The sequence below is a fragment of the Boseongicola sp. genome, from assembly GCF_057460485.1.
Genome location: NZ_JBVCWP010000017.1, coordinates 22,993 through 34,955 on the forward strand (window position 1 = coordinate 22,993; position 11,963 = coordinate 34,955).

Annotated in this window: 7 protein-coding genes and 2 pseudogenes; 3 read left to right on the top strand and 6 right to left on the bottom strand. The window is 53.8% G+C overall.

The genetic code is table 11. The features are described 5' to 3' along the window. Window positions 1-221: 221 nt before the first annotated feature. Window positions 222-542: an ElaB/YgaM/YqjD family protein gene (locus tag AC221Y_RS04350; RefSeq protein ID WP_299755010.1), complete on the bottom strand. Its 321-nt coding sequence runs from the start codon at window positions 540-542 to the stop codon at window positions 222-224. A 762-nt stretch (window positions 543-1,304) separates the two neighbouring features. Between AC221Y_RS04350 and AC221Y_RS04355 the strand changes: the two are divergent. Then, a pseudogene (locus AC221Y_RS04355) lies at window positions 1,305-1,493 on the top strand (hypothetical protein); the annotation flags it as partial. A gap of 152 nt (window positions 1,494-1,645) precedes the next feature. On the opposite strand, the pseudogene AC221Y_RS04360 reads toward AC221Y_RS04355, so the two are convergent. Both AC221Y_RS04360 and AC221Y_RS04365 read right to left on the bottom strand, forming a co-directional pair. Then, window positions 1,646-1,753 (bottom strand): annotated as a pseudogene (locus AC221Y_RS04360) (integrase); the annotation flags it as partial. Window positions 1,754-1,773: 20 nt separating this feature from the next. After that, window positions 1,774-2,613, bottom strand: a complete 840-nt coding sequence (locus AC221Y_RS04365) for an SDR family NAD(P)-dependent oxidoreductase (RefSeq protein ID WP_299755007.1) — start codon at window positions 2,611-2,613, stop codon at window positions 1,774-1,776. 585 nt (window positions 2,614-3,198) lie between these two features. Here AC221Y_RS04365 and AC221Y_RS04370 point away from each other — a divergent pair. Beyond that, a complete protein-coding gene (locus tag AC221Y_RS04370; protein WP_299755005.1) occupies window positions 3,199-4,302 on the top strand; it encodes a mandelate racemase/muconate lactonizing enzyme family protein in 1,104 nt (367 codons plus the stop codon). A 461-nt stretch (window positions 4,303-4,763) separates the two neighbouring features. Here the strand turns inward: AC221Y_RS04370 and AC221Y_RS04375 are convergent, their stop codons facing one another. The 3 genes from AC221Y_RS04375 to AC221Y_RS04385 all read right to left on the bottom strand — a co-directional run bounded on the left by AC221Y_RS04375 (window position 4,764) and on the right by AC221Y_RS04385 (window position 9,504). After that, complete coding sequence (locus AC221Y_RS04375) at window positions 4,764-5,933, bottom strand: cation:proton antiporter (RefSeq protein ID WP_486706841.1); 1,170 nt, start codon at window positions 5,931-5,933, stop codon at window positions 4,764-4,766. 1,479 nt (window positions 5,934-7,412) lie between these two features. Beyond that, window positions 7,413-8,123: a winged helix-turn-helix transcriptional regulator gene (locus AC221Y_RS04380; RefSeq protein WP_299755000.1), complete on the bottom strand. Its 711-nt coding sequence runs from the start codon at window positions 8,121-8,123 to the stop codon at window positions 7,413-7,415. A gap of 544 nt (window positions 8,124-8,667) precedes the next feature. Continuing rightward, window positions 8,668-9,504 (bottom strand): ketopantoate reductase family protein, encoded by an 837-nt coding sequence (locus AC221Y_RS04385; RefSeq protein WP_299754998.1) that lies wholly within the window; start codon window positions 9,502-9,504, stop codon window positions 8,668-8,670. Window positions 9,505-9,733: 229 nt separating this feature from the next. Between AC221Y_RS04385 and AC221Y_RS04390 the strand changes: the two genes are divergently transcribed. Next, entirely contained in the window at window positions 9,734-11,395 is a 1,662-nt protein-coding gene (locus tag AC221Y_RS04390) for a tetratricopeptide repeat protein (RefSeq protein ID WP_299754995.1), read from the top strand. The last annotated feature ends 568 nt before the right edge of the window (window positions 11,396-11,963 follow it).

Here is an 11,963-nt window from a genome sequence, read left to right on the forward strand (position 1 = left end):
TAGAAAACAAGCGATGGTGAAGACAGCCGGAACAACACCGATCCCGCGCGCCAGTATCAACACGATGCCTGCGACAGATAAAATCCAGCAGGTCAAAAAAAGAAGTCCTGCCCCCCCCACAACAATCGCGGAGCGAGACGCTTGACGCGCGGTCGCCTTGAGTTCCAGCGCAGTCAGGCTGGCAATCACCGATATCAGCCGATCCACTCCCAAACGGCCCCTTAGCGCCGGACCAAGTAGGCCGCGAGAAAGCCCAACCCGGCTGCGATCAGCAGCGATTGCATCGGATGCTCGGTGACCTTGCGCTCGATGTCATGTTCGATTGAGGTCATCTCGTCGCGGATCTCTTTCAAGGCCTGCTGGGCACTTTCAAGGGTTTCTGCGGTCGACTGGGATCCGATACGGTCCTTTCCAAATGCACTCAATGATTTGCCGAGGCTGGCAATGTCATTTTTGATCTGGGCGATTTCGGCAGCGATATCGTCGCCGACATCGTGCTGGTTGTTCGTTGGTTCGGCTTTTCTGGAAGATGATGCGGGCATCTTGTGTTTCCTATCTGGGTCGTCTGAATTGGCTTGCGCAAGCTTCGATAGAAGTTGCGGCGGCAACCTGCACTTACAAACACTAACTGGGCACTGGATGTCGGCGTTTGACATAGGTCAATCAAGTGTTCTGAAGATAATCTGTAGAGCACGCCCTGGGCTTGTGTCGGGGAGATCTCTCAAACCCGGCGACAGTTAGCCCGTCGCTGCAGGCAGCTCAAACATTAGAGGGTCGATATGGGACGATATAAAACACTATTCCCCAGGCTAAACTGGCCGGGGGGAGTATCCGTCGCTGTACGCAGGAGGTCTGGATTCCTCGAAGCAGACGTTGGCTGCGTGGAGCCCTAAGGCACGCAGGACAAAACTGACCTTGGCCGGACCAGATGCGATGGCCGCTAAAAGAGCCCAGAATGCAATGCGCCGCGACCTGTATCAATGGCAGCCACTCGAAACCTTGAAAGTCAGACGGCTTCGCTACTCGGACGGCCCGACCACAATTCCTTGGTCAGTGTTTGTCAGTTTGATTAGAATTCCGTTTCACGAACGCTGCTGGTACGAAAATCCGATAGCTTTCTTGAAGAATTCCAAGTCTTCTCTGAGCCAGATATGGCTGCGCTCCAGTCAGAAATTGTGGAGTTCTGAACATAGATTGCCCCGCCACGTTCATGATCGCGGAGCCCATCGATTTCGCTGCAAATCAAGGTTCGGTCAGAGTTAAATGCTTCAATCGCGACCAGTCCGTAGGCCTCCCATCGCGATATGATGACTCTGACGCTCTTGTCATTTGGGGAAAATATCGAAATCGAAGCCTACCTACTTTGGCCAGCGCTGCTCGTTTTGGGAATTCACGCGCGGGAGATGGAAGGTGGTCTTGTGGAGGGTCGGTACGGAGCCGACGGGAAGGTTTCACCCAATCATACAACAACAGCGCCTAGAAGATATGCCTGACGATTTTCGCCTTCCGGGCCTTTGATGTGGTCGGTATCGCTTTGTTTGGGCTCTGCACCCGGGTGTTGGCCGAAGCTAAAACAAGCGCTTCGTCATACCAACGACGGCTATTAAGTCCGCATTGGACCGCCTATTTCGAGCGGCCCAAGGACTTAGATATATACAGTCTCGGCAATCGCCCTAGCGTCATCCAACCCGACGCCCAAATAACGAACCGTGCTACCCATCTTCGTGTGCCCCAACAAAAGTTGCGCGGCACGCTAGGTGAAGGAGCGGCGAGTTAATCTCCTTTGGAGAACTTGTCAAAAGAACTGGCCCAATCGCTGTGCCAACGAGAGAGCGGCGGGCGGTTTTCAATGATGTCCCCCATCGCCCAGGCCATGCGCTTTTCGTCGACAGCGCGGCTGACGTCATTGTCAGGGCAGATGATATAGAAATCTTTTCGCGCCAAGCTGTCGATCATGAAATCAGCGGTTTGCTCAGGCGTCCAGGCGCCCGCTGGCTTCTCGTTTCGCCCGTGTCGGGTCAAATCAGTGAAGACAAAGCCTGGAACAAGCAGGTGTGCCGTCACCTTAGATGTGTTCTCTCTTAAGTGATGCTGAAGGGCTTCAGTGAAGACTTTCACACCTGCTTTCGAGACATTGTAGGCTGGGTCTCCGGGAGGCGTCGTTATGCCTTGTTTGGAACCCGTGTTGATGACCAAGCCGGCATCCCCCCGTGACATCATCGCCGGTACAAAGATTTGGCAAAAGTTTATGACGCCGCCAAGATTGACCGACAGCACTTGATCCCATGTCTTGGTGCTATCGAAAATATCACTGCCCGGTTGGGTTCCAGCATTACACATCAACACGTCCACTCCGCCGAAACGATCAGCGATTTCTCCTTCGAGTGCCTTGACCGCCACCCGATCTGAGACATCGACCTGCCGCGTCATCACATTTGGGGCACCCTTTGCGCTCAGTAAGTTTTCCGCAGCTTCAAAGAGCTCGGCGCGCACGTCAACAAGAACAATGTTCATACCCTTCTGGGCGAAACGTTGCGCCGCAGCGAGCCCTATACCAGCCGCGCCTCCGGTCACCACTGTTGTCTTGCCTGCTTGAATTGCATTCATGGCCATTTTCAAATCTCCAGCTACAAAAAGAGGTCGACCATAGAAGTTTGAGTTCAGTCTGTGAAGCATTTTGGCCGGCCAGACTTGATCCGCAATTGCTTTGAACGATCTCGCGCGAAACCCGTCTCCAACGACCGTATCGCCCCCCAAATAAGACATTGGTCAGCCAAGAGAAATGCCTGCTAGAGATCCCAATCGTCTTGCCTAGGCGCTGACGTCAGGCAGAGTTTCCGTGCTCGTGACGTATTCATTGGGACAATGCGCCACTTCGAGACCGACCTACCGAATGCTGCACTTAGCACATTTCGACATTGAGCGCGGAAACCTGATATTTTCTGCATACCAGAATTTCAAAGTGTTTCTTAAAAGCTGACCTTAGGATAACCATTCTGCTTAGCCGCAGCCAGTAATCGGAAGGCGGCTTGAGGAAACGAGCGCACAGTTTTGAGAAGCCCCGCAAGCGGCAGGTAGGGGCCGGTTGCTGCGCTGGTATAGGTCGGGTCGAGCGGGTGAGCCCGTCGCCCAAATGCGGATATAGTGAAAAGCGCAGCAGTGAGTACAAAGGGCGGAAAAAGGCTGAAAGGATATCAGATGAAGCTGAGATCAATAGAAACCTTCACGACCGAGGCCGTTGGATTTGTGCGCATCACATCTGAAGATGGCGCTCAAGGCTGGGGACAGGTGTCAACGTATCACTCCGACATCACATGCATGGTGCTGCACCGTCAGGTCGCCCCTTGGACCCTTGGCCAAGACACTACGGACTTGGATGACCTGCTGGATATTGTGACAGAGCGCGAACACAAGTTTCCTGGGTCCTATCTGCGCCGCGCGATGGCCGGGCTGGACACTGCGATCTGGGACCTGCGTGGCAAGCAGCAGGGCATGCCCGTGGCTGAACTTTTGGGCGGCACGCCGGGATTGGTCCGCGCCTATGCATCCTCAATGAAACGCAACATCACCCCGAAGAATGAAGCCGCACGACTGAAACGTATACGCGACACCCATGGCTTTGACGCCTTCAAGGTGCGGGCTGGCGCAGAGGTTGGACGAAACATGGACGAGTGGCCAGGCCGCACCGAAGAGATCATTTCCACTATGCGCCGCGAACTGGGCGATGACGTTGATTTGCTGATAGATGCCAACAGTTGCTATTCGCCAGAAAGGGCAATTGAGGTTGGGCATATGCTTCAGGACCGCGGCTTTTGCCACTACGAAGAACCTTGCCCCTATTGGGATTTGGAGCAGACAAAACAGGTTACAGATGCGCTAGAAATCGATGTCTCCGGGGGCGAACAGGATTGTGACCTCTCAACCTGGAAACGGATGATCGATATGAGGGCCGTGGATATCGTTCAGCCCGATATCCTTTACCTCGGTGGCATTTGCCGCACGCTAAGGGTCGTTGAAATGGCGCAAGCTTCCGGTCTGCCCGTTACCCCTCATTGCGCAAATTTGTCGCTTGTGACGTTGTTCACAATGCATTTGTTGCGCGCCATTCCGAATGCAGGCAAATACTTGGAATTCTCGATAGAAGGTCCCGATTATTACCCTTGGCAAGAGGGGCTATTTGTTGAATCGCCCTACGGCATCGAAGACGGGCATGCTCGTGTCACCGACGCCCCAGGTTGGGGCGTTGAAGTTGCCCCGGAATGGTTGGCGAGGTCGACCTACCAGATCAGCGAACTGACATAGGTGCCGAAATTGCGATAGCATGCGCTTCAGAAAGTTGTCGATATTTCGATAAGAGTTTCCCCTACCATCTGAACCAAAAGGACAGACCTTGGAAAAGCTTGAAGGGTCTGTAAAGCAACGAAACTACTGAAGGCTCGGTTCTCGCGAATATCCACTTTGTGCCGCATAGCAGACCTTGGTGCTAGTTGCAGCGAACGGCATCGAGTGCAACAAATCGACAGCCCCAATCGATCCAGGAGTTACGCTGCAACGCAGCCAGAAAAGCCGACATTGGTCGCGACCGCAGCGAGGTCCGAGGGGTCTATGACCGAGTTGCGGGACAAACCGGCCTTCTTTTTTTGTCGTAGGATGGGAGTGACGGCACCCTCGTCACAGACCGCACCACACTACGCTTGTTGCAGTGCAGCGAAAAAAGCGGTCATTCGCGCGCGCCGCAGCTAAATCCCGTGTCGGAACGACAGCTATGCGGACTTTGCGGCTGCTGTCTTTCGTAGGGCCAGTAAAGTACCGGAAGGGCCGAGCAGCTCAAATACCACGGTGGCGCCTATGGTGACGGTCAAGATGGCTTCGGCGTATGCTGGAAATTCCTCAGCAGCAATCAGAGCAATGCCCAACGCAACACCTGCCTGCGGTAGCAAGGCAATACCAAACCACGGGCGCTGCTCCCGTGGCGCACCACCGATAACCGCTCCGATCCAGCCACCGATGATCCGCGAGAGGATCCGTAGGACGACATAGCCCAGTCCGATCAGTCCGACCTCGCCCAGCGCGCTGACATCAAGCGACGCCCCAGCGAGGATAAAAAACAGGATCATGAACGGCCATTGAAAATGTTCGATCTCGTGAAATGCGCGGGAATGGTGTCGAGCAAAGTTTACGATCACTGCCCCAGCGGTCATGCCCGCGATTAGAAACGATACGTCCAGCCAAAGTGCCAGACCGGCACATAGGAACACGACGCCCAACGCTTCGGTCTGTTGCGGCTCTCCCTTTGCCAAACGCCCGGTTAGATAGGCCCCGGGCCAGCCAATAGCCAGCCCCAGAGCCAACGCACCACAGATTTCCCAAGCAGCGTCGAGCAGGCCACCGTTCGACTCTCCACCGTTCAGCAGGCCGACGAGGATCAGAATCAACGAAAATGCCAGCACGCCCCAAGCGTCATCGATAGCGACGATGCCAGTCAGGGTATCGGGGAATCCTCCCTTGGCTTTGGCTTGATGGATCACATCCTGCGTGGCTGCCGGGTCCGTCGCCGTGGCAATCGCGCCCAGCAGCAGGGCAAGACCCAAGTCGATGCCAATAGCCCAAAGCCCGGCGCCGAGGACCGCAATCGTCACGATCACAACTGACAGCGAGATCGCCAGGATCGTCGCCCCATGCTCGCGCAGGTTTTTCAACGATAGCGAACTGCCCAGCAGGAAGGCGACCATAGTCAAGGCAGCAATGGTCAGGAACTCGTACCAATACTTCGCCTCTAGTGGCAGCAGGTTCAGACCTGAACTGCCAACCGCGATACCGCAGAGCAAGAGCAGAGTGACCCGGGGCAGTCGGGTGCGCCGCCCGAACTGATCCGCGAACAGTCCCAGCAAGAAGAGTGCGCCGAGGGTCAGAAAGATTAGGTGCAATTTCATAGCTCACCCTAACCGGACGTCCAACAGATGCCTTGTTCTAGGTCAAACCTGCATGAGGGTCGCCAGTGCCTGTAACTCGTCCTGGTTAAGCTCGTGCCTGCTAGGATGCTAGAGCAGCTGCGGTTCTGAGTTCCATTCTGAATGCGTCGGTGAATGAGGGGGGCAGGTGCATGTCGGTGGCCCCAGAGTCGCTTTTTTCCCTAACGAAAGGCCAAAAGCTGCCGTTCGCAGCAAGCCGTCGAATTGGTAAGGGTGGCTCGAAGCGGCCGCTAACTGCAATGAGCAACGGGCTCCGAACCGGACCGCTGCGACGCAGCATCCTCAGCCATGTGCGTCGTCCCATAAGCGCCCGTTCAATAGCCCAAGATGTTGTAGTCATATCAATTGAATGAGCCAAAACCGCGACTTTCGTTAATCTTAAGCGGCCGTTGGACGAACCGGTGCGCAATGGCGGCACAGAGCCCAAAGCAGACTTGGGGCAACATGGAGTTTACGACGACTGTGGCGGTTCCTGGCATGCGCTAGAGGAGGATCGACTGCCATTTTCCAAAGGCTCTCTACGCGCTTAGCTGCTAAAGGCTAACATTTACTAACTGCGCGCAGCTCATATCTTCTTTGAAATAAAGGCCACTCAAGCGGCAATGGCCTTTTCACTTCTATTGCGCACGCCATCTAATAGAAATGGTGCCGGTTAACGAGACAAACAATTAATTCAGAATTGCTCGAATGCTATTCCTCGCTTTGGCTTCCGCGCGGCCGACTGGTCCGATGTCGGTATTAACACTCAAGAAGGCGAGAGCGCTAACCTGCGCAATGCTCAATTCACTGGCATCAACGTCAAAGCCATAGGTATCGAGCGTATCCTGAGCCAGTTCCACCTTATGATCTACACTGGGAAAAGTTGGCCTACCGCTTCCGCCGTCACACGCAGTCAACATGATGGACGAGCACGCGAGAATAGCAATGCATCTTGCTTTCTTAGCTCCATTCATTTTCTACCCTCCATTCCTAGTAAACGTGTTCATCTTTGCGTCATTTCAGCCCGAATACCGATCCCATGCAGACAGATCACACGTATCTCTCTCACCCCGACCAGAATTGCGGCGTAATCTATTTAACTATTTCTCCCGAGGCGCTCATTGATAAAAATCAATCTGAGATTGAAAAAGCATCTTGGCCAGGTCCTGGACACAATCGGTTGAATCAGAAAGTGCCTATCAAGAAAATGATGACTTTGTCCGCAGAGCGGTCATCGACGGGCCTTGCAGCGAATGGCTGTTGTGAACCCAGAGCGGCCGGACTGAAATCGCGTCCTTCGCTTGTGCAGTAAATCGACAGCTCCAACCGATCCAAGAGTTACGCTGCAATGCAGCCAGAAAAACCGACAGTGGTCGCGACCGCAGCGAGGTCCGAGGGGTCTATGACCGAGTTGCGGGACAAAGCTGCCAATAAAACCGCATCATGGGATTGATTTTGGGACTAGAGATTAGATTTAGCTGCCGCGATACCCTCGACATTGGCGTAGACACTGGGCGGAAGCCACTTTGTGAAGTTTTTCACCAAGCGTGTGTCGCCACTCAAAAACAGCTTACCATCATCGACGTCACGAGAAAGACTTCGCCGCCCCATATAGATACCCGTCAGCACACCTACTTCACACTCTACGTAAAGATCTGGATCGAGTCGTGGATCATGAATGCATAAATCGACGTCTGACCCACGCTCGGCAACAAACCAGTAGGTGTCATGCTTGCCGCTTGAGTCAGGGAAATGAAAGCGAACAACGTTTCTCCCTTCCAGCATTTTCTCCGTATCGACCCTTCGCCGAAGCTTCCACATGAGCATGCCAGCGTCACGATCAGATAGCGCTATATCGGCGTCCACGTGACGTTGCGCCCAACGCGCCATTTCGTCAAAGACGGTCTCAAGCTCAATCGCCTTTTCAGTCCTAAAATAATCGATAGTGCCAAGCGCACGATTTTCGACGCGCTCGACCATACCTTCGGCTTCTAGCTCTTTAAGGCGCTTTGAAAGTAGAGGCGGGGACAGACCCGGAAGTGCACGCCGGATCTCATTGAAGCGCGTATTACCATCCCAAAGTTCGCAGAGAATTTGGATGGTCCAGCGTGGCTCCAATACTTCGCAAGCCTTAGACGTCGGGCAGTAGATGCCGTATCCCTTACGCGCCATTGATTGGTCCTCCTGCACTCAGTTTAGGCGATAGGCGATCAAATACTCCAGTTTAGAAACTATACCGGCAGTGGTTTAGTTTGAGCACTACGCGGAGTGCACCCCTGTTTGGCAGAGTGAATGGCATACCAAATAGGAGATACCAAATGTCACTCGCGACAGATCTTTCCCTTGCAACGACGAACCGGAACCAATTCATAGCTCGATTGACTGGATGGATTGTGGCCCAGCTCGATCGTAGAAGAACGATACGTTCACTGAGCGCATGCAGGCAGAGTGAGCTTCATGATGTCGGGATCATTACTCAGGACATTATTGATCTGAAACACAGCGGCGGGGCCGATGGCTTAGGTGAACTATGCAGAAATGCAGAAATCCGGTCAGGAAATTGGTAGGTATGAGGTCGAGAACGCTTCTCTCGGCAGCCAGCACCAACTATTGCTGCTAGGACTAGCGAACCTTATTGCGCCTACTTTCAAGCCGGAGCAGAAGCGCAAACAAAGCTTCGTTAATAGGAGCGTCCACACCAGCTTTTTCCGATAACCTAACAGCCGCTACCCGACACCCATTCGATTTCAAGTGACCGCCCAAACTCTAAATCTACCGCTGTCGACGCTCTCAATCCAGAAGGGAGTTCAAGTGCAGTTGCCCACAACAAGTCTTCGATATTGTCAGGAGGTAAAACTCCCATTGCGCGGCCGATACTTGCAGTTTCCGCCAATACTTTACGAAACAACTTGCTCAGACTGGGCGGCACCATGATGTCTCCCATTGTGCATCGCCCTGCTGCGGTCACGCCTGATACAGCAGAAAACAGCACAAACTTACGCCAAACATCGCGCTCGATATCGTCAGCAATAGGCGCAGTAGAACCAGCATCATTGATCGCAGCCCTTAGTGCCGTGATCCGTTCTGAGGGTCTGCTGCCGCGCTCTGCGAAGGTAAATACGTTGAATTCGCCTGTTTTTTTGATAACCCCGGGTTCAGCAATTGTCGTTGAGACTTGAGCCATTCCGTTCGCAACATTCCGCTCGGGAAGTATTTTTAGAAGCCGATCGGCCGCCTCAACCCCGTTGAGGAACGGCACGACAACGGTGTCCGAACCGAGCATAGGTAAACATGCTTCAGCTGCCGCTTCCAACCCATCTCCCTTAACGCCGAATATGATTGCATCGACGTTCCCGACCTTTGAGGGATCATCCGTGGCAATCCAAGAGCGGATGGTTTCGCGCCCCAAAGGACCATCAAGCGTAAGTCCGTTCTGATTAATCCAGTCGAGATGGGCGCCTCTCGCAATCGTCGCCACCTGATGCCCGGTCGTTGCAAGCTTGATGGCGAGAAAGCCTCCAATTCCGCCAGTTGCGACAGTCGCAATCCGCATCGTGCGCCCCCTTATTCAATATCTAGATCAGACAAATCGAAGTGCGGTGCAGGTCAGCGCTTTGCGTCGATTTCTCCAGTTAGTGAGTTCGCGAACCCGCCCCATTCGTAACCATTCTCTGCGCTATGCAGTCTGGATCGAGCTAAGTTTCAACTGATATTATGCAAATCTTACCGGATTTGTGATACGCTCAAGGCATCTAATTTCTCATGTCTGGGGGGTGGCTGAAATGTCGTACTTCAATATCGATGTCTATTCGCGCAAGGTAACGACTGCGAGCGAAGAAGCACAACGCTGGTTTGACCGGGGTCTGGTCTGGACCTTCGCGTACTGTCACGAGGAGGCGGTGAAGTGCTTTTCCAAGGCGCTTGAGCACGATCCTAAATGTGCGATGGCGCATTGGGGCGTCGCCTATGCTGCGGGTCCAAACTATAACATGGAGTGGCATCACTTCGATCCTGTTGGAAAGGCCGAAGCGCTCGCCACCGCATACGACGCGACGCAGGCCGCGCTGGCGCTCGTCGATAACATCACGCCGCCTGAACGCGACCTCATTGAGGCCCTGCCAAACCGGTATCCTCAGCGGGATCCTATTGAACATCAGGAGCCTTGGAACGTCGATTTCATGAATTCGATGCGCAAGGCCTACAAGGCGCACCCGGGCGATCTTGAGGTCGCGTGCATTTTCGTTGAGGCCATCATGAACGTGACGCCCTGGAAAATGTGGGACCTGAAGAAAGGCCGGATTGCCGACGGGGCCGGCACGGCAGAGGCCGAGGACGTGCTAAACAAGTGCTTTGCGAACGCCCCGGCATGGAAGCATCCCGGTCTTTTGCATTTGCATGTCCACCTTATGGAAATGTCGCCGCATCCTGAACGTGCGTTGAAAACTGGCGACGTACTACGGACGCTTGTTCCCGACGCCGGACATCTGATCCATATGCCGACGCACATCGACATATTGTGCGGAAACTATCGCGACACTCTGTTTTGGAATGAGCAAGCCGTTGAGGCAGATTTGAAATTCGTTGATCGAGAAGGCGCAATGAATTTTTATACCGCATACCGTATTCACAACTATCATTTTGCTATCTACGGCGCGATGTTCCTAGGTCAGTATGAACCCGCTTTGCGTGCAGCGGAGGGCCTGATCGAGACGACGCCGGAAGACCTGCTCAGGGTTGAAACGCCGCCCATGGCCGATTTCATCGAAAGCTATTTATCGATGAAAGAGCACGTTATGATCCGCTTCGGGAAATGGCGGGAGATTGTCGCGCTCCCTCCGGTTAAAGAGCCAGAATTGTTCTGCGTCAGCCATGCCATGCGGCTATACGCCAAGGGGGTGGCACATGCCGCGCTCGGTGAGGTCGCAGAGGCGGAAGCGATGCGGTTGGAGTTTCTGGATGCGCAAAAGCGCGTGCCGGACAGCCGGTATTTGCACAACAATGTGTGCATTGATCTTTTGGCCGTTGCCGAAGCAATGCTGGATGGCGAAATCGAGTATCGCAAGGAAAACTACGAGGAGGCCTTTGCGCATCTACGTCGCTCGGTAGAGCTTGACGATGCGCTGCCATATGATGAGCCTTGGGGCTGGATACAGCCGACACGCCATGCGCTTGGTGCGCTTTTATTTGAACAAGGTCGCTTCAATGAAGCCGAGCAAGTCTATCGCGAAGACTTGGGTATGGGTGGTACTCTATCCCGGGCGACGATTCATCCCGATAATGTCTGGAGCATGAAAGGGCTAGTCGACTGCTTGAAAAAGCGCGGCGCTGCTAAGACTGAAGAGACCTTGTTACTGCAGCAACGCCTTGATTTCGCACTCTCCCGCGCCGACGGACGCATCGCGGCAAGTTGTTTTTGCGCTCAGGCTGCGATGGCGGCCGAGTAGTCGTATTTTTTTGCACAATGAGTTTGCGCTTCTTGACGTTTACCGTTCCAATTGCCGTGGCACCTATCGAGTTGTGGCAATTTTTTCGGATTTTTGAGAGTTCATGGAAGTTTTTTCAATGATGGCAACGAAGATGCCTTGAGTCGCTTTGAGACACGTAACTGACTTGGAGAAAGTAACTCAAAAGGGCAGACGGCACCCCTCCGCGGCGGACCGCGCCAGTGGCCGCATCGCGGAGAGGCTGTGTGAAAACTCGACATTTCCGGATTTGCACAGGAAGGAGTTCTCAAAAAGCATTGAGGGATTGGCTTTCTTGGGAAAGTATTTTCCGGAGCGACAGTTACAGGAACCTGTATTCTCAGGTTTTCCCGACTGATCGAGTTTTCACACAGTCTCCGGACAGAGCGGGCATTCAAACGCCTCACCTGTGTGCCGAAATCAGGTAGCGATTAAGCGAGAAGAAGAATCCACCCGTTCTTGCTAATTCCTGTTGGTCTTCCAACCACGCTGCTTGCTCCTGCGAACTGAACTCCGAGGAACTGTCCATAATGGAAGTTGCGAACCCTGC

Excerpts from the sequence above, each read along its gene's own strand:
- AC221Y_RS04350 (WP_299755010.1), bottom strand. The coding sequence starts at position 542 with ATGCCCGCATCATCTTCCAGAAAAGCCGAACCAACGAACAACCAGCAC.
- AC221Y_RS04390 (WP_299754995.1), top strand. The coding sequence starts at position 9,734 with ATGTCGTACTTCAATATCGATGTCTATTCGCGCAAGGTAACGACTGCG.
- AC221Y_RS04385 (WP_299754998.1), bottom strand. The coding sequence starts at position 9,504 with ATGCGGATTGCGACTGTCGCAACTGGCGGAATTGGAGGCTTTCTCGCC.
- AC221Y_RS04375 (WP_486706841.1), bottom strand. The coding sequence starts at position 5,933 with ATGAAATTGCACCTAATCTTTCTGACCCTCGGCGCACTCTTCTTGCTG.
- AC221Y_RS04365 (WP_299755007.1), bottom strand. The coding sequence starts at position 2,613 with ATGGCCATGAATGCAATTCAAGCAGGCAAGACAACAGTGGTGACCGGA.
- AC221Y_RS04370 (WP_299755005.1), top strand. The coding sequence starts at position 3,199 with ATGAAGCTGAGATCAATAGAAACCTTCACGACCGAGGCCGTTGGATTT.
- AC221Y_RS04380 (WP_299755000.1), bottom strand. The coding sequence starts at position 8,123 with ATGGCGCGTAAGGGATACGGCATCTACTGCCCGACGTCTAAGGCTTGC.